Source organism: Enterobacter cloacae complex sp. HYC003_NIDB, from assembly GCF_056673375.1.
The window spans coordinates 528936-550206 of sequence record NZ_CP114220.1 but is presented as its reverse complement, the minus strand read 5'-3'; the positions used below and the strand labels follow the sequence as shown (position 1 = coordinate 550206).

The window sequence follows — 21271 nt, the reverse complement described above, 5'->3', positions numbered from 1 at the left end:
AGTCAAAATTAGGAATTCGTTACGTCTCAGACTTCATCTGGCGCCAACATTCGTGCGCAGTGGACCAGCGAGTATACCTGAAGAAAGGACTTTTGATGCTTTTAGCAACAGCACTGTTAATAATTGGTTTACTGTTGGTGGTCTACAGTGCTGACCGTTTGGTCTTTGCCGCATCCATTCTCTGTCGACTCATTGGCATGCCGCCCATCATTATCGGCATGACGGTGGTCAGTGTAGGCACATCGCTTCCTGAAATCATCGTTTCTGTTTCAGCCTCGCTGCATGGGCAGGTCGACCTCGCTATCGGCACCGCGATTGGCTCTAACATCGTCAATATCTTACTGATTTTAGGCTTAGCCGCATTACTGCATCCATTTCGCGTGCATTCTGATGTTTTGCGCCGGGAATTGCCTTTAATGTTAGTCGTCAGTCTGCTGGCAGGCTACGTACTTTATGACGGGGTGCTGAGCGTCGGTGACGGTATATTCCTGCTCGCCCTGGCCGCGATCTGGTTGCTTTACAGCGTGAAGATCGCACGTCTGGCGGAAAAACAGGGTAACGATAGCCTCACGCGTGAGCATCTCGCCGAGCTGCCCCGGGAAGGGACCTTACCCGTCGCCCTGCTGTGGTTGGGCGTCGCGCTAATCATCATGCCAATGGCCACGCGGATGGTGGTCGATAACGCGACGGTGCTGGCGAACGCGTTTGCGATGAGCGAACTGACAATCGGTCTGACGGTAATCGCCATCGGCACCAGCCTGCCAGAGCTGGCCACCGCCATCGCCGGAGCGCGTAAAGGGGAAGATGATATCGCCATCGGCAATATCATCGGCTCGAATATTTTCAATATCGCAATCGTGACAGGGCTGCCGGCGCTAATCTCGCCGGGGCCGTTTAACCCTATGGCTTTCACGCGCGATTACGGTGTGATGCTGCTGGTCAGCGTGATTTTCGCCCTGCTCTGCTGGCGGCGAAAAGAGCAGATCGGCAAAGGCGCAGGCGCGCTGCTGACGGGTGGATTTATCGTATGGCTGGCGATGCTGTACTGGCTTTCGCCTCTTCTCTCTGGGTAAACGGAAACGCATTATGTCGCAAATAGAATTGCAGCCGGGTTTTGACTTTCAGAAAGCAGGCAAAGACGTTCTGGAGATTGAACGTGAAGGTCTGGCGCAGTTAGATCAGTACATTAATCAGGATTTTAGTCTGGCCTGTGAGAAGATGTTCTACTGTGCCGGCAAAGTCGTGGTGATGGGGATGGGCAAATCCGGCCATATCGGACGCAAAATGGCGGCGACCTTTGCCAGTACCGGCACGTCGTCATTCTTCGTTCATCCCGGTGAAGCCGCGCACGGTGACCTCGGCATGGTTACGCCGCAGGACGTGGTTATTGCGCTGTCCAACTCCGGGGAATCGAATGAAATCCTGGCGTTGATCCCGGTGCTGAAGCGTCTGCACGTACCGCTGATTTGCATGACCAGCCGACCGGAAAGCAGCATGGCGCGTGCGGCGGATATTCACCTGTGCGTGAAAGTGCCTAAAGAAGCCTGTCCGCTGGGGCTGGCGCCGACCTCCAGCACAACCGCCGCGCTGGTCATGGGCGATGCCCTTGCCGTTGCGCTGCTGGAAGCCCGCGGTTTTACGCCTGAAGATTTTGCCCTGTCTCATCCCGGCGGCGCGCTCGGGCGCAAACTGCTGCTGCGGGTTAACGATATTATGCACACTGGAGATGAGATCCCGCACGTGAGCAAAGAGGCCTCTTTGCGCGACGCGTTACTGGAGATCACCCGTAAAAACCTGGGCATGACGGTTATCTGCGACGATCTGATGAAGATTCAGGGCATTTTCACCGACGGCGACCTGCGCCGGGTATTCGATATGGGTGTGGATGTCCGAACGCTGGGCATTGCTGATGTGATGACGCCAGGCGGGATCCGCGTCCGTCCGGGCACGCTGGCGGTAGATGTGCTGAACCTGATGCAGTCCCGTCATATTACCTCAGTGATGGTTGCCGATGGCGACCAACTGCTGGGTGTGGTACATATGCATGATCTGCTGCGCGCTGGCGTAGTGTAATGAAGGATAAGACAATGAGTAATGCGGGTGCATCCCTTGCAACCTGTTATGGCCCGGTGAGCGCCCACATGATGGCAAAGGCGGAAAATATCCGCCTGTTGATCCTCGATGTGGATGGTGTGCTCTCCGACGGTCTGATTTATATGGGCAATAACGGCGAAGAGCTGAAAGCCTTTAACGTTCGCGACGGTTACGGTATCCGCTGTGCGCTCACGTCCGGAATTGAAGTTGCAATCATCACCGGGCGGAAAGCTAAACTGGTAGAAGATCGGTGTGAAACGCTGGGCATTACCCATCTCTATCAGGGGCAGTCTGATAAGATGGTAGCTTTCCGGGATCTGCTGGGAAAACTGGCCATTGCACCAGAGAATGTGGCATACGTCGGGGATGATTTGATCGACTGGCCAGTGATGGCGGAGGTGGGTCTGAGCATCGCCGTGGCTGACGCGCACCCGCTGCTGATCCCGCGTGCTGATTACGTTACCCATATTCACGGTGGCCGCGGCGCCGTCCGTGAAGTCTGCGATCTGCTTCTGCTGTCGCAGGGCAAGCTTGATGAGGCGAAAGGGCAATCGATATGAGTAAAACCAGACGTTGGGTTATCATTCTGCTTGCGCTTGTCGCCCTGGTACTGATTGGCGTCAACCTCGCTGACCGCGATGATACGCAAGCGGAAGTGGTTAACACGAGCGACCCGACCTATAAAAGCGATCACAGCGACACCGTGGTCTATAGCCCGGAAGGCGCACTGAACTATCGCCTCGTTGCTCAGCATGTAGAATATTTTTCAGATGACGGTACCTCGTGGTTTACCCAACCGGTCATGACCACCTTTGATACGGACAAAGTGCCGACGTGGTCTATCAAGTCTGACCGGGCAAAACTGACAAATGACCGTATGCTTTACCTGTATGGTCACGTTGAAGTCAACGCCCTGACCGCTGACGCGCAACTGCGAAAAATTACGACGGATAACGCCCAGATCAACCTGGTCACCCAGGATGTCACGTCGCAGGATCTAGTCACCCTGTATGGCACAACATTTAATTCCAGCGGTTTAAGAATGCGCGGGAACTTACGCAGCAAAAACGCCGAGCTGATTGAAAAGGTTAGAACCTCCTATGAAATTCAAAACAAACAAACTCAGCCTTAAAGTTGTTATCGCCAGCGCGCTGCTGGCGGCCAGTCTTCCCGCGCTTGCTGTGACTGGCGATACCGAACAGCCGATTCATATTGAATCCGATACCCAGTCTCTGGATATGCAGGGTAACGTCGTCACCTTTACCGGCAACGTCGTCATGACCCAGGGCACAATTAAAATCAACGCCGACAAAGTGGTCGTTACCCGTCCGGGCGGCGAGCAGGGCAAAGAGATTATCGATGGTTATGGCAACCCGGCCACCTTCTACCAGATGCAGGACAACGGCAAGCCGGTGAAAGGCCATGCCTCGCATATGCATTATGAACTGGCGAAGGATCTGGTCATCCTGACCGGTAATGCTTACCTGGAACAGCTGGACAGCAATATCAAAGGCGACAAGATCACCTATCTGGTGAAAGAGCAGAAAATGCAGGCCTCCAGTGAAAAAGGCAAACGCGTCACGACCGTGCTTGTGCCTTCGCAGTTGCAGGACAAGAACAACGGTCAGGCTCCGGCACAGAAAAAGAGTAACTAATTCGTTATGGCAACTTTAACTGCAAAAAACCTCGCGAAAGCGTATAAGGGCCGCCGCGTCGTCGAAGATGTCAGTCTGACCGTCAACTCCGGCGAAATCGTGGGTTTGCTTGGCCCTAACGGGGCGGGTAAAACCACGACCTTCTACATGGTGGTGGGCATCGTCCCGCGTGACGCCGGCAACATCATCATCGATGATGAAGATATCAGCCTGCTGCCGCTTCATGCCCGCGCGCGTCGTGGCATCGGCTATCTGCCGCAGGAAGCGTCTATCTTCCGCCGCTTAAGCGTGTTCGACAACCTGATGGCCGTGCTCCAGATCCGTGACGATCTGACCAGCGAGCAGCGCACTGACCGTGCGAACGAGCTGATGGAAGAGTTTCATATCGAACATCTGCGTGACAGCCTCGGCCAGGCGCTGTCCGGTGGTGAACGCCGCCGCGTTGAGATTGCGCGCGCGCTGGCAGCAAACCCAAAATTCATCCTGCTGGATGAACCGTTTGCGGGCGTTGACCCCATCTCCGTTATCGATATCAAACGTATCATTGAGCACCTGCGCGACAGCGGGCTTGGCGTACTGATCACGGACCACAACGTTCGTGAAACGCTGGCCGTGTGTGAGCGCGCCTACATAGTGAGCCAGGGCCATCTGATTGCCCACGGTACGCCGCAGCAAATCCTCGAAGATGAGCATGTTAAGCGCGTGTACCTTGGGGAAGACTTCAGACTCTGATAGGGTAGAGGTTAAGTCACGCCGAACCGGAGAAAAACGCTCTGAACATGAAGCAAGGTTTGCAATTACGGCTCAGCCAGCAACTGGCCATGACGCCGCAGCTACAGCAGGCAATCCGTCTGTTGCAGCTGTCCACGTTAGAACTCCAGCAGGAGCTCCAGCAGGCGCTGGACAGCAATCCGCTGCTGGAGCAAACCGATCTTCATGACGAGGTAGACGCCCAGCAGACGCAGGACACAGAAACGCTCGACTCCGTAGATGCGCTTGAACAGAAAGAGATGCCGGACGAACTGCCGCTGGATGCCAGCTGGGATGAAATCTACACCGCGGGTACCCCTTCCGGGACGCGCGCAGACTACCAGGACGATGAACTCCCGGTCTACCAGGGCGAAACCACCCAGTCGCTTCAGGACTACCTGATGTGGCAGGTAGAGCTGACCCCTTTCTCCGATACCGATCGCGCCATTGCCACCTCGATTGTCGATGCCGTTGACGACACGGGCTATTTGACCGTGACGCTGGACGAGATTCTGGAAAGCATCGGCGATGACGAGATTGAACTGGAAGAGATCGAAGCCGTTCTGAAACGCGTTCAGCGTTTCGACCCGATAGGTGTCGCCGCGAAAGATCTGCGCGACTGCCTTCTGATCCAGCTTTCGCAGTTTGCCAAAGAGACACCGTGGATTGACGAAGCCCGGCTCATCATCAGCGATCATCTGGATCTGCTGGCGAATCACGACTTCCGCACCCTGATGCGCGTCACACGCCTGAAAGAAGAGGTGCTGAAGGAAGCGGTGAATCTGATCCAGTCGCTCGATCCGCGTCCGGGGCAGTCGATCCAGACCAGCGAACCGGAATATGTCATTCCTGATGTGCTGGTGAGAAAACACAATGGCCGGTGGGTCGTTGAACTGAACGCCGACAGCATTCCTCGCCTGCAAATCAACCAGCAATACGCCTCCATGTGCACCAGCGCCCGTAACGACGCTGATAATCAATACATTCGCAGCAACCTTCAGGAAGCACGCTGGTTGATCAAGAGCCTGGAGAGCCGTAATGACACGCTGCTGCGCGTCAGCCGCTGTATTGTCGAACAGCAGCAGGCGTTCTTTGAGCAGGGCGAAGAGTTTATGAAACCGATGGTGCTGGCAGACATCGCCCAGGCCGTCGAGATGCATGAATCAACCATTTCCCGCGTGACCACGCAGAAATATCTGCACAGCCCACGCGGTATTTTTGAGCTTAAGTATTTCTTCTCCAGCCACGTGAACACCGAAGGCGGCGGCGAAGCCTCGTCAACGGCTATTCGCGCACTGGTGAAGAAGTTGATCGCCGCGGAGAACCCCGCGAAGCCACTCAGTGACAGTAAGTTAACCACCATGCTGTCCGATCAGGGTATTATGGTGGCACGTCGTACTGTCGCGAAGTATCGAGAGTCTTTATCCATTCCGCCGTCTAACCAGCGTAAACAACTGGTTTGACACAACCGATAAGGAAGACACTATGCAGCTCAATATCACCGGACATAACGTCGAGATTACTGAGGCTTTACGCGATTTTGTAAACACTAAGTTTGCGAAACTCGAGCAGTATTTCGAGAGGATCAACCAGGTCTATGTTGTGTTGAAAGTGGAGAAAGTGACGCATATCTCGGATGCGACCCTGCACGTCAACGGAGGGGAACTCCATGCCAGTGCGGAAGGGCAAGACATGTACGCGGCTATCGACGGCTTAATTGATAAGCTTGCGAGACAGCTCAATAAACATAAAGATAAACTGAAACAACACTAATTGTCCGGGCAGTTAACGGGTGCAGGACGGCCTGTTGTGAAACACAACAGGCCATTTGTACAGTTAGCGCTTAGGTGAAATTATGATAAACAACGATTCCGCTCTTCAACTGAGCAATGTCCTTAACCAGGATTGTACCCGCAGTGGCGTTCACTGCCAGAGCAAAAAACGTGCGCTGGAAATCATCAGTGAGCTGGCCGCAAAACAGCTGGGTCTGCCGCCGCAGATCGTGTTTGAAGCCATTCTGACCCGTGAAAAAATGGGCAGTACTGGCATCGGCAATGGCATTGCGATCCCGCATGGCAAGCTGGAAGAAGATACGCTGCGTGCCGTGGGGGTGTTTGTGCAACTGGAAACGCCTATCGCTTTTGACGCCATCGATAACCAGCCTGTGGATCTGCTTTTCGCGCTGCTGGTTCCTGCCGATCAGACCAAAACCCACCTGCACACGCTGTCGCTGGTTGCCAAACGTCTGGCGGATAAAACCATTTGTCGTCGACTGCGCTCAGCCCAAAGTGATGAAGAGCTTTATCAAATTATCACTGAAGCAGAAGGCAATCAGGATGAGGCATAATCGGGAAAGGGCCTTCAGTACGGCTGCCCTGAGGAGAAACGGAACATGGTGCTGATGATCGTCAGCGGTCGTTCGGGGTCCGGGAAGTCCGTGGCCCTGCGCGCGCTGGAAGACATGGGATTTTACTGTGTAGATAACCTGCCGGTAGTGTTGTTACCCGATCTGGCGCGGACGCTGGCGGACAGGCAAATCTCTGCCGCCGTCAGTATCGACGTGCGTAACATGCCGGAATCGCCGGAAATCTTCGAGCAGGCAATGAACAGCCTGCCGGAATGCTTCTCGCCTCAGCTCTTGTTCCTGGACGCTGACCGCAACACGCTGATCCGTCGCTACAGCGATACACGTCGTTTGCATCCGCTCTCCAGTAAAAATCTTTCGCTGGAAAGCGCCATCGATAAAGAGAGCGATCTGCTTGAGCCGCTGCGTTCCCGGGCCGACCTGATTGTCGACACCTCTGAAATGTCCGTCCACGAGCTGGCGGAAATGCTGCGTACGCGCTTACTCGGCAAGCGCGAGCGCGAACTGACGATGGTGTTTGAATCCTTCGGCTTTAAGCACGGCATACCTATCGATGCGGATTACGTTTTTGATGTGCGTTTCCTGCCGAACCCACACTGGGATCCGAAACTGCGTCCGATGACCGGTCTGGATAAGCCGGTGGCGGCGTTCCTCGACCGACACACAGAAGTACACAATTTTATCTACCAGACGCGAAGCTACCTTGAGCTATGGTTACCTATGCTGGAAACAAACAATCGCAGCTACCTGACGGTGGCGATTGGCTGTACCGGCGGTAAACATCGTTCGGTCTACATTGCCGAACAGCTGGCCGATTACTTCCGCTCACGCGGAAAGAACGTTCAGTCCCGTCATCGCACGCTGGAAAAACGTAAAACATGACCGTAAAACAAACCGTTGAGATCACCAACAAGCTGGGCATGCATGCACGCCCGGCAATGAAATTGTTTGAACTGATGCAAGGTTTTGATGCGGAGGTGCTGCTGCGCAACGACGAGGGAACCGAGGCAGAAGCCAACAGCGTGATTGCGCTACTGATGCTGGATTCTGCCAAAGGCCGTCAGATTGAAGTTGAAGCCACCGGCCCGCAGGAAGAAGAAGCGCTGGCGGCAGTGATTGCCCTGTTCAACGCCGGGTTTGACGAAGACTAACGTTCGCCATGTCGGCGGGTAGCGCTGCGCTTACCCGCCCTACCTAAGATTATTTCGCTCCATAAACCCTTCCCCACCCAGCTGACGCATCTGGCGCATAATCCACGCCTGGCGGCTTCGCACATAGCCTGACGGGGCGCTGGCCTTAAAACGCAGCGGGTTCGGCAGCACGGCGGCAAGCAGTGCCGCTTCGGACATAGTCAGCCTGCTGGCGGGCTTGCCAAAATAGCGCTGCGATGCCGCTTCGACACCAAATACGCCGTCACCAAATTCCGCGATATTCAGGTAGACGGTTAAAATGCGTTTTTTGCTCCACACCGTCTCGACGCCCAGCGTCAGCCCGGCCTCCAGCCCTTTTCTCACCCAGCTGCGACCGTCCCATAAGAACAGGTTTTTTACCGTCTGCTGAGAAAGCGTCGATGCGCCGCGGACGCGGTTTTCATGACGTTCATTATGATCCAGCGCCTTCTCGATAGCCGCCACGTCAAAACCCCAGTGCTCCGGGAATTTCTGATCTTCTGCCGCAATGACCGCCAGCCCCATCCACGGCGAGATTGCATCCATGCTGACCCAGTCAGAATGGGCAACATAGCCAAAATCACCTGAGAGCCAGGCGCTAATCTGCCGCTCTGCCATCACGGCCGAGAACGGGACGGGCAGGATGCTGAACAGCGCAATACCGCCGCCCCAGAACACGGCCAGGACCAGCACAATACGCAGCAGGATCCGTTTTAACCACCCGCCGGGGGAGAATTTACGACTCATTCGGTCAGGACCAGCACTCTGTCCACCAGCTTTTCAATGCCTGCGGCAGCCTCGGCGATGTTCTGCGCCAGCATATACGCTGGCGTGGTGATGATCTTGTTGTCCTCGTCCACCACAATGTCGTCTACCGGACATGGCACGTGTTCGCCGCCCATATCCTCGACAATCTCAGCGGTATCAATGTCGGTTCCGATCGTGAGCCGCAGCGGGAAATCAAAAATTTTCGGCAGCATGGCCGGCGCAATGCAGATAAAGCCCTGCGGCTTACCTGCCGCATGCATCGCCAGCGATAGCGCTTTCAAATCGGGATCGACATGACACGCCGTGCCTTCCGTTGCAAACGTGCTCAGGTTTTTCGCCGCGCCAAAACCGCCCGGCACGATGAGCGCATCAAGCTCAGCGGCATCGGCCTGTGCCAGCGGGTGAATATCGCCGCGCACAATACGCGCCGCTTCAATCAGCACGTTACGGCTTTCCGCCATTGGCTCGCCGGTGAGATGATTAATCACGTCTGCCTGGGTTTTATCCGGGGCGAAGCAGATAACGTCTGCTCCCTGGCGCGATAATGCCAGCAGCGTTAATACGGTTTCATGTATCTCTGAACCATCGTAAACACCACATCCGCTCAGCACGACACCAATCTTTTTCATTCTGACGATCCTTCTATGCAACTCGCTGAAGCACATTAAAAATTCTGATTAAAACGCTATGCTTCACACATTTCACTGATTCATGTAACAAACTGTTTAAGATTTGCTATCTTATCTGCGTGCGGCCTCAATTTTCAGGCGGCGTCCATGCGAAAACAACCCATAAAAATCAGGCGCAGCCACGATTTCCCTGGTGTTGGCGCAGTATTCGCGCACCCCGGTATAGCCGGGGTCATTTTTTTCTGGCATCCACCCAGGCTTTCAGCACTGCCACATCGTTTTGCCACTCTTGTTTCATCTCTTCGACCCAATCACCTACGTTATCTTCCCAGGCAGGTAAATCAGGAGACTGAATCTGTTGGCCCAGCTGCTGGAGATGGCGTAACCCGACAGATCCTGCCGCGCCTTTGATTTTATGTCCCTCTTCGACGATGCCCTTCTGGTCACGCGCCGTCAGGTTGGATTCGAGCACGTTCAGATAGCCCGGCATCATTTTTTCGAACACGGCGAGGCCATCGGTGATCAGTTTTGGTCCCACCAGATCGATATACTGCTCCAGCATGGCGGTATCCAGTATCGTTTGGGCTTTAGTGCTATCAACAGACGTCATGGTGCTCTCCTCTTCATCACAGGTATCCCAGAACTTCTTGATCATCGCCGTCAGGGCGGGTACCGCCAGCGGCTTGCTGAGCACATCGTCCATACCGGCCTCAAGATACTCTTTTTTATCTTTCAACACGTTTGCGGTCAACGCCACCAGCGGCGGCAGCTCGTCAGGAGCATATTTACGCGTCAGCTCGCGGGAGATATCCAGCCCGGTCATGTCCGGTAGCTGAATATCGAGCAGCACCAGGTCATACTCGCCCGGCGTGAACATCTCCAGCGCGGCTTTGCCGGTCATCGCCACATCCACGCTGTTACCGAGTTTTTCCAGTACCGACCGGGCGACAATGACGTTCAGCTCAATATCTTCCACCAGCAGGACGTGCAGGGCTGGCAGCGGCATATCGTCGTTCTCAAACGTATCTTCCACCTCTTCCGCCACGGCAGGCGCGTGGACGGTAAGCGTAAAGGTGGAGCCTTTACCCGGCTGGCTGGCAACGGTGATATCCCCGCCCATACTTTTCGCCAGACGTTTCGACACCGCCAGTCCAATGCCCGTACCGGTCGCCGGTTTACCGCCGTGGCTGTCTTTAACCTGATAATACATGGCGAAGATCTTATCCTGCTCCTCCTGAGGAATGCCGATACCCGAGTCCTCAACTTCAAAGTGCAGCATGTCGCCTTCGTCATAGCGAATGCGCACCGCAACCTGCCCCTTCTGGGTAAACTTCACGGCGTTGCTGATGAGGTTCCACAGGATCTGACGCAGACGCGTGCCGTCCGTCACCACTTTATGCGGCAACGGCAGCGTTGGCTCCATCACAAAGCTCAACCCTTTTTGCTGAGCCTGTAAACCTGACAGGTTTTCCAGGTCCGCGAGGAAACCGGTAAAATCAACCGGCTGGTTGTCGAGCTGAACTTTACGGCGTTCCATCTTATCCATGTCGATAATATCATTGAAGATATTGCCCAGCGTGACCGCCGAGACGTGGATCGTTTTCAGGTATTTTTCCTGCTCGCTGGTCAGCTCGGTATCCAGCAGAATGCGGCTCAGCCCCACAATGCCATTCAGCGGGGTGCGCAGTTCATGGCTGATGGTGGAGATGAAGGTGGTTTTATCCCGGCTGGCGCGTTCCAGCGCATCCTGATAGCGCTTACGCTCGGTGATATCACGGCCAAAGCCCATCAGACCATGACGTTTCCCCACCCGGTCGTAATAAGGCACTTTGCGGATCTCAAAGCAGGCTTTGCGCCCGTCAGGATAGTCCAGCCACTGCTCATAGGTCAGCGAAACGTTATGGCGGAAGACCTTTTCATCCGTCTCCATCACTTTTGCTGCCGCCTCTTCGGAATAGACATCCTGAGGTTTCAGGTGGATCAGCTGCTTTTCGCTTTTCCCGGTCAACAGTTCCATGGCCCGGTTACAGCCGGAGAACTCTTTATCTTCATTACGGTAGAACACCAGATCCGGCGACGCATCGAGGAACGAGCGCAGGAAAGAGGATTGCTGTTCAAGCTGGATCTGCGTCACTTCACGCTCTTTCATCTCAACTTTTAGCTGCTCAAGCGTGGTCTGACGCTCGGCTTCCGCCTTCTCACGGTCTGAAATTTCCTGATTCAGCTGGGCAATGTTGTCCTTGAGCTGGACGTTGAGTTTGAGATCGCGCTCGCGCATCTCTTCCAGCTTATCCACCAGTTTCGATAAACGCTGTCGGGACTCTTCCAGCTGCTCAACCACCACGGAGAGAAAATAGACCGCCCATGGGGTAATCAGCAGGCCAAAGAAAATAGAGCGGATCACGTCGATGCTCTCGACCTGACCATGCAGAACCATGGTCACGGCCATTTGCACGACAATGGCCAGAACGACCAGCGCCAGCGCCAGCAGCATGGAAAAACGCACCAGCCCGAGCTTCATCATCAGGTCGACGTAGTACTGGGCCAGCATTCGAATTTGCTTCATAGAGGATCCCTTCACGACTTTATCGCTCAATAATACTCAAATTCACGGCGAGGCGTTGAAGGTTGTGAGAAAAAGTGCGGGGTGAAACAGGAGATTAGCCTCGCCCCCGGGCAACCGGGAGCGAGGAAGAAGGTTTATCAGGAGCGTTTTAGCAGCATCCAGAGGCTGATCAGGAAGAAACTGGCGCTCGGCAACAGTGCGCCGATAATTGGCGGAATGCCATACACCAGCGTCAGCGGACCGAAAATCTGATCGAGGACGTAGAACACAAAACCAAAGCTGATACCGGTTACCACGCGAACCCCCATCGGCACGCTACGCAGCGGTCCAAAGATGAACGATAGCGCCATCAGCATCATCACGGCCACGGACAGCGGCTGGAAGATTTTGCTCCACATGTTGAGCTGGTAACGCCCCGCATCCTGTCCGCTCGATTTCAGATACTTCACGTAATTATGCAGACCGCTGATGGAGAGCGCATCGGGATCGAGCGCTACCACCCCAAGCTTGTCCGGCGTCAGGTTGGTTTTCCAGGTACCGCTAACGGTCTGCGAACCGGTGATCTGTTTCGGGTTCGTCAGGTCAGATTCATCAACCTGGGATAACCGCCAAAGCTTGTTGTTCGCATCAAATTTAGCGGAGGCGGCATAACGCACCGACTGTAAACGACGATCGTTATTGAAGGCATAGATACTCACGCCGCCCAGTTCATCGTCCCCTTTCACGCGTTCGATATAGACAAAGTTCTGACCATCTTTCGCCCATAATCCCTGCTGCGTGGAGAGCAGTGAACCGCCGTACATAGCCTGAGCACGGTAGTTACGCGCCATCTGTTCGCCCTGCGGCGCGACCCATTCGCCAATCGCCATGGTCAACAGCACCAGCGGGATCGCGGTTTTCATTACCGACAGCGCAACCTGCATACGGGTAAAACCCGATGCCTGCATCACCACCAGTTCGCTACGCTGAGCCAGCATCCCCAGACCCAGCAGCGCACCCAGCAGGGCCGCCATCGGGAAGAAGATCTGCACATCTTTTGGTACGCTGAGCAAGGTATACATTCCGGCGCCCAACGCGTCGTAACTCCCCTGCCCGGCTTTTTTCAGCTGGTCGACAAATTTGATAATGCCCGAGAGCGACACCAGCATGAACAGGGTCATCATGATGGTGGTGAAAATCGTTTTACCGATATAGCGGTCAAGTACGCCAAACGCCTGCATTAGATGGCTCCTTTACGCGTAAACCGGGCACGAAGACGACGCACAGGCACCGTGTCCCACAAGTTGAGTCCGACTGCCAGCAGCAGATACAAACCATTCACGACCCAGGTCCAGATCATCGGGTCAATTTTTCCTTTCCCGCCGTTAGACTTGATTGAGGTTTGCAGCAGGAAGAACACCAGATACAGCAGCATCGCTGGCAGCATCGACAGCACGCGGCCCTGACGCGGGTTTACCACGCTCAGCGGAACCACCATCAGCGCCATCATAAATACGGTGAATACCAGCGTGATACGCCAGTGCAGTTCAGCACGCGCACGATCGGTATCGGTATTCATTAAGGTGCGCATATCCATCTGCTCAGTATCCGTGGGATCGAGCGCGACGGCCTGATGACCAATGATGGCCTGGTAGTTCTGAAAATCAGTAATACGGAAGTCGCGCAGCATAGCCGTGCCTTCGAAACGCGTTCCTTTGTTCAGCGTGACAACCTGAGAGCCGTCTTTACGCTGCGCCAGCTGACCAGAGTCCGCTACCACCACAGAAGGGCGAGCGTTACCTTTCGGCCGAAGTTGAGCAAGAAACACGTCATTGAAGCGGTTGCCATCGACGCTTTCGATAAACAGCACGGAGTTACCGTCGGTCGCCTGCTGGAACTGCCCCTGCGCCAGCGCCGCCAGCCCCGGGTTAGCTTTTGCTTCCGCCAGCACCTCATCCTGATGACGGGACGAGGTCGGCCCCGCCCACATGACGTTAACCGCAGCAACTATGCCCGTAAACAGCGCCAGCACCATGGCTGCTTTTACCAGTACGGCTTTACTGAGGCCGCAGGCATGCATCACGGTGATTTCACTTTCGGTATAGAGCTTACCCAGGGTCATCAGCAGACCAAGGAACAGGCTTAACGGCAGGATAAGCTGCGCCATTTCCGGCACGCCAAGCCCGAGCAGGGAAAGCACCAGATTCGTTGGGATTTCGCCATCAACCGCCGCGCCGAGGATCCTGACCAGCTTCTGACAGAAAAAGATCAGAAGGAGGATAAAGAGGATCGCCAGTTGGCTCTTCAGCGTCTCCCGAACCAGATATCTTATGATTATCACTTTAAATACGCCCGTTAAAACTCGTCTTATGCAGGAATTTAGCTTGTTTCATGGCTTAAACGTCATTTATTCTCTTGAGTCGTCGAAATCATCGCTAAGATTAAAAAACCCGGCGGATTCGCGCTTCATGACATTTATTGACGTGTCGAAACCGTAGTAACGTAAGATTAACACGAAGTCACCACAACGGCGGACATGAGTTACGAAAGGTTTCAATTCTATCCGTAGCCGCCGCCGTTGTCTTTAAGATTCAGGAGCGTAGTGCATGGAGTTCAGTGTAAAAAGCGGTAGCCCGGAGAAACAGCGGAGTGCCTGCATCGTTGTGGGCGTCTTTGAACCACGCCGACTCTCCCCGATCGCCGAGCAACTCGATAAAATCAGCGACGGTTATATCAGCGCCCTGCTGCGCCGTGGCGAACTGGAAGGCAAACCAGGGCAGACCTTGTTGCTGCACCATGTTCCGAACGTCCTGTCCGAGCGTATTCTGCTGATTGGCTGTGGTAAAGAACGTGAGCTTGATGAGCGCCAGTACAAGCAGGTTATTCAGAAAACCATTAATACACTGAATGATACTGGTTCGATGGAAGCCGTCTGCTTCCTGACGGAGCTGCACGTTAAGGGCCGCAACACGTACTGGAAAGTGCGCCAGGCCGTCGAAACCGCAAAAGAGAGCCTCTACAGCTTTGATCAGCTGAAAACCACCAAAAGCGAGCCGCGTCGCCCGCTGCGTAAAATGGTCTTTAACGTGCCAACCCGTCGCGAGCTGACCAGCGGCGAGCGCGCCATTCAGCACGGTCTGGCCATTGCCGCCGGTATTAAAGCGGCAAAAGATCTTGGCAATATGCCGCCAAACATCTGTAACGCCGCGTACCTGGCATCTCAGGCGCGCCAACTGGCTGACGCGTACAGCAAGAACGTCATCACCCGCGTTATCGGCGAACAGCAGATGAAAGAGCTGGGGATGCACTCTTATCTGGCGGTCGGTAACGGCTCCCAGAACGAATCCCTGATGTCGGTCATTGAGTACAAGGGCAATCCGTCAGAAGATGCGCGACCCATCGTGCTCGTCGGTAAAGGGCTGACCTTCGACTCCGGCGGTATCTCCATCAAGCCTTCAGAAGGCATGGATGAGATGAAGTACGACATGTGCGGCGCGGCGGCGGTTTACGGCGTCATGCGCATGGTCGCGGAACTTCAGTTGCCCATCAACGTGATCGGCGTGCTGGCGGGCTGCGAAAACATGCCTGGCGGCCGCGCTTATCGTCCGGGTGATGTGCTGACCACCATGTCCGGCCAGACCGTTGAGGTGCTGAACACCGACGCCGAAGGCCGTCTGGTGCTGTGTGACGTGCTGACCTACGTTGAGCGTTTCGAACCTGAAGCGGTTATCGACGTGGCTACCCTGACCGGCGCCTGCGTGATCGCGCTGGGCCATCACATCACCGGCCTGATGTCGAACCACAACCCGCTGGCGCATGAGCTGATCGGCGCGTCCGAGCAGGCCGGCGACCGCGCGTGGCGTCTGCCGCTGGGGGACGAGTTCCAGGAACAGCTGGAGTCTAACTTCGCAGACATGGCGAACATCGGCGGTCGTCCTGGCGGAGCTATTACCGCGGGCTGCTTCCTGGCGCGCTTTACCCGCAAGTACAACTGGGCGCACCTGGACATCGCGGGGACCGCATGGCGCTCCGGTAAAGCCAAAGGCGCGACCGGACGTCCGGTGGCGCTGCTGTCGCAGTTCCTGCTCAATCGTGCGGGTTTTAACGGCGACGAGTGATGAAAAACGCCGGGTGGCGGCTTCGCCTTACCCGGCCTACAGCATCACTCAACCGTAGGCCGGGTAAGCGAAGCGCCACCCGGCTTTGCATTTAAATCCACGACAAGAAGCCCCATATATGAAGAATGCAACGTTCTACCTTCTGGACAATGACACCCATCAGGATGGCCTCAGCGCCGTTGAACAGCTGGTGTGTGAAATTGCCGCAGAACGTTGGCGCGCAGGTAAACGCGTCCTGATTGCCTGTGAAGATGAGCAGCAGGCGATTCGCCTGGATGAAGCGCTATGGGCGCGCCCGCCGGAGAGTTTTGTTCCGCATAACCTGTCGGGCGAAGGTCCACGCGGCGGGGCACCGGTGGAGATTGCCTGGCCGCAAAAACGCAACAGCAGCGCGCGCGATATTCTCATTAGCCTGCGGACAGACTTTGCAGATTTTGCCACCGCTTTCACAGAAGTGGTAGACTTTGTCCCTTACGAAGAATCCTTGAAACAACTGGCGCGCGAACGCTACAAAGCGTACCGCCTGGCCGGTTTTAACCTGAATACGGCAACCTGGAAATAATGGAAAAGACATATAACCCACGCGATATCGAACAGCCGCTTTACGAGCACTGGGAACAGCAGGGCTATTTCAAGCCTAACGGCGACGAAAGCAAAGAGTCCTTCTGCATCATGATCCCGCCGCCGAACGTCACCGGCAGTTTGCATATGGGGCATGCTTTCCAGCAGACCATCATGGATACCATGATCCGCTACCAGCGCATGCAGGGCAAAAATACCCTGTGGCAGGCGGGGACTGACCACGCGGGTATCGCGACCCAGATGGTGGTTGAGCGTAAAATTGCCGCTGAAGAGGGTAAAACCCGCCACGACTACGGTCGCGACGCGTTCATCGACAAAATCTGGCAGTGGAAGGCAGAATCCGGCGGCACCATTACCCGTCAGATGCGCCGTCTCGGCAACTCCGTAGACTGGGAGCGCGAGCGCTTCACCATGGACGAAGGCCTGTCCAACGCCGTGAAAGAAGTCTTTGTGCGCCTGTACAAAGAAGACCTGATTTATCGTGGCAAGCGCCTGGTCAACTGGGACCCGAAACTGCGCACCGCCATCTCTGACCTGGAAGTGGAAAACCGCGAGTCTAAAGGCTCCATGTGGCACATCCGCTATCCGCTGGCCGACGGCGCAAAAACCGCCGACGGTAAAGATTACCTGGTGGTGGCGACCACCCGTCCGGAAACCCTGCTGGGCGATACCGGCGTGGCCGTTAACCCGGAAGATCCGCGTTATAAAGATCTGATCGGCAAATTCGTGGTGCTGCCGCTGGTGAACCGCCGTATTCCGATTGTGGGCGACGAACACGCCGACATGGAAAAAGGCACCGGCTGCGTGAAAATCACCCCGGCGCATGACTTCAACGACTATGAAGTCGGTCGTCGTCATCAACTTCCGATGATCAACATTCTGACCTTCGACGGCGATATCCGCGAAAGCGCAGAAGTGTATGACACCAAAGGCAACGAATCCGACGTTTATTCCAGCGACATCCCGGCTGAGTTCCAGAAGCTGGAGCGCTTTGCCGCGCGTAAAGCCATCGTAGCCGCCGTTGACGCACTCGGCCTGCTGGAAGAGATTAAACCTCACGATCTGACCGTGCCGTACGGCGACCGTGGCGGCGTGGTTATCGAGCCAATGCTGACCGACCAGTGGTACGTGCGTGCCGACGTGCTGGCGAAACCGGCTGTGGAAGCGGTTGAGAACGGCAGCATTCAGTTCGTGCCGAAGCAGTACGAAAACATGTACTTCTCCTGGATGCGCGATATTCAGGACTGGTGTATTTCCCGTCAGCTGTGGTGGGGTCACCGTATCCCGGCGTGGTACGACAACGAAGGCAATGTCTACGTTGGCCGCACCGAAGAGGAAGTGCGTCATGAAAACAACCTGGGCGCTGACGTTGCCCTGCGCCAGGACGAAGACGTGCTGGATACCTGGTTCTCCTCCGCACTGTGGACCTTCTCTACCCTCGGCTGGCCGGAAAACACCGACGCGCTGCGTCAGTTCCATCCAACCAGCGTGATGGTATCCGGCTTCGACATCATCTTCTTCTGGATCGCCCGCATGATCATGATGACCATGCACTTCATCAAAGACGAAGACGGCAAGCCGCAGGTTCCGTTCCATACCGTCTACATGACCGGCCTGATCCGCGACGACGAAGGCCAGAAGATGTCCAAATCCAAGGGTAACGTTATCGACCCGCTGGATATGGTGGACGGTATCTCTCTGGAAGAGCTGCTGGAAAAACGTACCGGCAACATGATGCAGCCGCAGCTGGCGGAGAAAATCCGCAAGCGTACCGAGAAGCAGTTCCCGAACGGGATCGAATCTCACGGTACCGACGCCCTGCGCTTCACCCTGGCGGCGCTGGCCTCCACCGGTCGTGACATCAACTGGGATATGAAGCGTCTGGAAGGTTACCGTAACTTCTGTAACAAGCTGTGGAACGCCAGCCGCTTCGTGCTGATGAACACCGAAGATCAGGATTGCGGCTTTAACGGCGGCGAAATGACCCTGTCTCTGGCAGACCGCTGGATCCTGGCGGAATTTAACCAGACGGTGAAAGCATTCCGCGACGCGCTGGACAGCTACCGCTTCGACATCGCGGCAGGCATTCTGTACGAATTCACCTGGAACCAGTTCTGCGACTGGTACCTGGAGCTGGCGAAGCCGGTCATGAACGGCGGTTCTGAAGCGGAACTGCGCGGCACGCGTAATACGCTGATTACCGTTCTGGAAGGTCTGCTGCGCCTTGCGCACCCGATCATTCCGTTCATCACCGAAACCATCTGGCAGCGCGTGAAGGTGATTGCCGGTATTAATGCCGATACCATCATGCTCCAGCCGTTCCCGGCATTCGACGCCGCGAAAGTGGATGAAGCCGCATCTGCGGATACCGAGTGGCTGAAGCAGGCGATCGTTGCGGTACGTAACATCCGCGCGGAAATGAACATCGCTCCGGGTAAACCACTGGAGCTGCTGCTGCGCGGTTGCAGCGAAGCTGCCGTTCGTCGCGTCACCGAGAACAACACCTTCCTGAAAACCATGGCGCGTCTGGAAAGCATCACCGTGCTGCCTGCCGATGACAAAGGTCCGGTTTCCGTGACCAAAATCATCGACGGCGCGGAGCTGCTGATCCCGATGGCGGGCCTGATCGACAAAGATGCGGAGCTGGCGCGTCTGGCGAAAGAAGTGGCGAAAGTCGACGTGGAAATTGGCAAAATCGAAAGCAAACTGGCGAACGAGGGCTTTGTGGCCCGCGCGCCGGAAGCGGTCATCGCCAAAGAGCGTGAGCGTCTGGTTGCCTTCGCCGATGCGAAGACCAAACTGATCGAGCAGCAGGCGGTTATCGCGGCGCTGTAATGCTTTTACCCCTTACGCTTCAGGGCGTAAGGGGTATCCTTCCTGAAAACTCCTCGCTTGCACTCCCCTTTCTGCGGTGCTATTAACAGCAGTTGTGTGTCAATTTTTGTCATGAGTAATGCTATGAGCGTGATTACCCCCGTCGCGACGACAATGCGTCGGATCACTGAGCAGGACAACCCGGCTATCGCCGCCGTTATCCGCACGGTTTCTGCCGAATATGGCCTGACCGCCGACAAAGGCTACACCGTGGCCGACCCAAATCTGGACGAACTTTTTCAGCTGTACAGCCAGCCGGGCCATGCCTACTGGGTCATCGAGCAGGACGGCCAGGTCGTGGGCGGCGGCGGCATTGCCCCACTGCTTTGCAGCGAGCCGGATATCTGTGAACTCCAGAAAATGTATTTCCTGCCAACGATACGCGGACAAGGCCTGGCGAAAAAGCTGGCGCTGGTCGCCCTGGAACATGCACGCTCACAGGGCTTTAAACGTTGCTACCTTGAAACCACCGCTTTCCTTAAAGAGGCCATTGGCCTGTATGAACATCTCGGCTTTGAGCATATTGATGCGCCACTGGGCTGCACGGGCCACGTGGACTGCGAAGTCAGGATGCTGAAAAATCTGTAAGTTTTGTTCCTGCCGTCTTCTGTTAAGCGTCTGTAAACTGAATGCTCTACACTCACAGTTCACACCAAAACAGGGGAAATGCGATGTCGAAGATAAAAAGCTACGCCGCACCGCAGGCGGGTGCAGAACTTGAGCTGTACGAGTACGATGCGGGCGAACTAAAAGCGGAAGACGTCGAAGTACAGGTTGATTACTGCGGGATCTGCCACTCAGATCTCTCGATGATCGACAATGAATGGGGCTTCTCCAGCTATCCGCTGGTGGCCGGGCACGAAGTCATTGGCCGCGTCGTGGCGCTCGGCAGCGCCGCGCAGGACAAAGGGCTGAAAGTGGGCCAGCGCGTGGGTATCGGCTGGACGGCACGCAGCTGCGGCCACTGCGACGCCTGTATCAGCGGCAATCAGATCAACTGCCTTGAGGGCGCAACGCCGACCATCCTGAACAAGGGCGGTTTCGCCGATAAGCTGCGCGCCGACTGGCAATGGGTTATCCCGCTGCCGGACAGCATTGATATCGAATCCGCCGGTCCGCTGCTGTGTGGCGGTATCACCGTCTTTAAACCGCTGCTGATGCATCACGTCACCGCCACCAGCCGCGTGGGCGTGATCGGGATTGGCGGTCTGGGCCATATCGCCATCAAGCTGCTGCACGCGATGGGCTGTGAAGTCACGGCGTTTAGCTCTAACCCGGCGAAAGAGCAGGAAGTGCTGGCGATGGGTGCGGATAAAGTGGTGAACAGTCGCGATCCCCAGGCGCTCACCGCTCTGGCAGGCCAGTTTGACCTGATCATCAACACCGTGAACGTCGATCTCGACTGGCAGCCGTACTTTGAAGCCCTGGCCTACGGCGGTAACTTCCACACCGTGGGTGCGGTGATGAAGCCGCTGCCGGTTCCGGCGTTTACCCTGATCGGCGGGGATCGCAGCGTGTCAGGCTCCGCGACCGGTACACCGTACGAGCTGCGCAAGCTGATGAAGTTTGCCGGACGCACAAAAGTGGCACCCACCACCGAGCTGTATCCGATGTCAAAAATCAACGAAGCGATCCAGCACGTGCGCGACGGCAAAGCCCGCTACCGCGTGGTGTTGAAAGCGGATTTCTGATGTGAGATTGCCGGGGAATGTGCGGCCTGAT

The 21271-nt window shown here is 55.7% G+C and carries 21 protein-coding genes; 16 read left to right on the top strand and 5 right to left on the bottom strand.

The window, feature by feature from the left end; translation table 11 throughout:
• The first annotated feature begins 95 nt into the window (after positions 1–95).
• The 11 genes from O1722_RS02600 (at position 96) to npr (ending at position 8015) form a co-directional block, all read left to right on the top strand.
• On the top strand, positions 96–1073 hold the full coding sequence (locus O1722_RS02600; protein ID WP_033487758.1) for a calcium/sodium antiporter: 978 nt from the start codon (positions 96–98) through the stop codon (positions 1071–1073).
• A gap of 13 nt (positions 1074–1086) precedes the next feature.
• Entirely contained in the window at positions 1087–2073 is a 987-nt protein-coding gene (gene kdsD, locus O1722_RS02595) for an arabinose-5-phosphate isomerase KdsD (protein ID WP_003861853.1), read from the top strand.
• A 14-nt stretch (positions 2074–2087) separates the two neighbouring features.
• The gene (kdsC, locus tag O1722_RS02590) at positions 2088–2654 is read left to right on the top strand and encodes a 3-deoxy-manno-octulosonate-8-phosphatase KdsC (protein WP_017693909.1); all 567 of its coding nucleotides are present in this window, start codon (positions 2088–2090) and stop codon (positions 2652–2654) included.
• Complete coding sequence (gene lptC, locus O1722_RS02585; protein ID WP_015571983.1) at positions 2651–3226, top strand: LPS export ABC transporter periplasmic protein LptC; 576 nt, start codon at positions 2651–2653, stop codon at positions 3224–3226. Before kdsC ends, lptC begins: the two co-directional genes overlap by 4 nt.
• A complete protein-coding gene (gene lptA / locus O1722_RS02580; RefSeq protein ID WP_006812136.1) occupies positions 3195–3749 on the top strand; it encodes a lipopolysaccharide ABC transporter substrate-binding protein LptA in 555 nt (184 codons plus the stop codon). The genes lptC and lptA overlap by 32 nt, the downstream gene beginning before the upstream one ends.
• Positions 3750–3755: 6 nt before the next feature.
• Positions 3756–4481, top strand: a complete 726-nt coding sequence (gene lptB / locus O1722_RS02575) for an LPS export ABC transporter ATP-binding protein (RefSeq protein WP_003861862.1) — start codon at positions 3756–3758, stop codon at positions 4479–4481.
• 47 nt (positions 4482–4528) lie between these two features.
• Positions 4529–5962 carry an RNA polymerase factor sigma-54 gene (gene rpoN / locus O1722_RS02570; RefSeq protein WP_003861864.1) on the top strand — a complete coding sequence of 478 codons (1434 nt, stop codon included), beginning with the start codon at positions 4529–4531 and terminating at the stop codon, positions 5960–5962.
• A 22-nt stretch (positions 5963–5984) separates the two neighbouring features.
• The gene (gene hpf / locus O1722_RS02565) at positions 5985–6272 is read left to right on the top strand and encodes a ribosome hibernation promoting factor (RefSeq protein ID WP_003861866.1); all 288 of its coding nucleotides are present in this window, start codon (positions 5985–5987) and stop codon (positions 6270–6272) included.
• An 82-nt stretch (positions 6273–6354) separates the two neighbouring features.
• The gene (gene ptsN / locus O1722_RS02560) at positions 6355–6846 is read left to right on the top strand and encodes a PTS IIA-like nitrogen regulatory protein PtsN (RefSeq protein WP_003861869.1); all 492 of its coding nucleotides are present in this window, start codon (positions 6355–6357) and stop codon (positions 6844–6846) included.
• 45 nt (positions 6847–6891) lie between these two features.
• Complete coding sequence (gene rapZ, locus O1722_RS02555) at positions 6892–7746, top strand: RNase adapter RapZ (protein WP_003861870.1); 855 nt, start codon at positions 6892–6894, stop codon at positions 7744–7746.
• A complete protein-coding gene (npr, locus tag O1722_RS02550; RefSeq protein WP_003861872.1) occupies positions 7743–8015 on the top strand; it encodes a PTS phosphocarrier protein NPr in 273 nt (90 codons plus the stop codon). Before rapZ ends, npr begins: the two co-directional genes overlap by 4 nt.
• Positions 8016–8054: 39 nt before the next feature.
• On the opposite strand, the gene mtgA is transcribed toward npr, so the two are convergent.
• From mtgA to lptF, 5 genes are all read right to left on the bottom strand, one after another.
• Complete coding sequence (gene mtgA / locus O1722_RS02545; RefSeq protein ID WP_015571986.1) at positions 8055–8780, bottom strand: monofunctional biosynthetic peptidoglycan transglycosylase; 726 nt, start codon at positions 8778–8780, stop codon at positions 8055–8057.
• Positions 8777–9430, bottom strand: coding sequence for an isoprenoid biosynthesis glyoxalase ElbB (gene elbB, locus O1722_RS02540; protein WP_015571987.1), 654 nt, complete (start codon positions 9428–9430; stop codon positions 8777–8779). Before elbB ends, mtgA begins: the two co-directional genes overlap by 4 nt.
• Positions 9431–9662: 232 nt before the next feature.
• Complete coding sequence (arcB, locus tag O1722_RS02535; protein ID WP_033487759.1) at positions 9663–11996, bottom strand: aerobic respiration two-component sensor histidine kinase ArcB; 2334 nt, start codon at positions 11994–11996, stop codon at positions 9663–9665.
• Positions 11997–12133: 137 nt separating this feature from the next.
• Entirely contained in the window at positions 12134–13216 is a 1083-nt protein-coding gene (gene lptG, locus O1722_RS02530) for an LPS export ABC transporter permease LptG (protein ID WP_001147540.1), read from the bottom strand.
• Positions 13216–14316, bottom strand: a complete 1101-nt coding sequence (lptF, locus tag O1722_RS02525; RefSeq protein ID WP_000584142.1) for an LPS export ABC transporter permease LptF — start codon at positions 14314–14316, stop codon at positions 13216–13218. The genes lptG and lptF overlap by 1 nt, the downstream gene beginning before the upstream one ends.
• Positions 14317–14581: 265 nt before the next feature.
• On the opposite strand from lptF, the gene pepA reads away from it, so the two are divergent.
• The 5 genes from pepA (at position 14582) to ahr (ending at position 21240) form a co-directional block, all read left to right on the top strand.
• Entirely contained in the window at positions 14582–16093 is a 1512-nt protein-coding gene (gene pepA, locus O1722_RS02520) for a leucyl aminopeptidase (RefSeq protein ID WP_003861882.1), read from the top strand.
• Between the two features lie 118 nt (positions 16094–16211).
• The gene (gene holC, locus O1722_RS02515) at positions 16212–16655 is read left to right on the top strand and encodes a DNA polymerase III subunit chi (protein ID WP_003861884.1); all 444 of its coding nucleotides are present in this window, start codon (positions 16212–16214) and stop codon (positions 16653–16655) included.
• Positions 16655–19510 (top strand): valine--tRNA ligase, encoded by a 2856-nt coding sequence (locus tag O1722_RS02510; RefSeq protein ID WP_033487760.1) that lies wholly within the window; start codon positions 16655–16657, stop codon positions 19508–19510. Before holC ends, O1722_RS02510 begins: the two co-directional genes overlap by 1 nt.
• A 123-nt stretch (positions 19511–19633) precedes the next feature.
• Positions 19634–20137, top strand: a complete 504-nt coding sequence (locus O1722_RS02505) for a GNAT family N-acetyltransferase (RefSeq protein WP_017693907.1) — start codon at positions 19634–19636, stop codon at positions 20135–20137.
• A gap of 83 nt (positions 20138–20220) precedes the next feature.
• Positions 20221–21240 (top strand): NADPH-dependent aldehyde reductase Ahr, encoded by a 1020-nt coding sequence (gene ahr / locus O1722_RS02500; RefSeq protein ID WP_017382725.1) that lies wholly within the window; start codon positions 20221–20223, stop codon positions 21238–21240.
• Positions 21241–21271 lie beyond the last annotated feature (31 nt).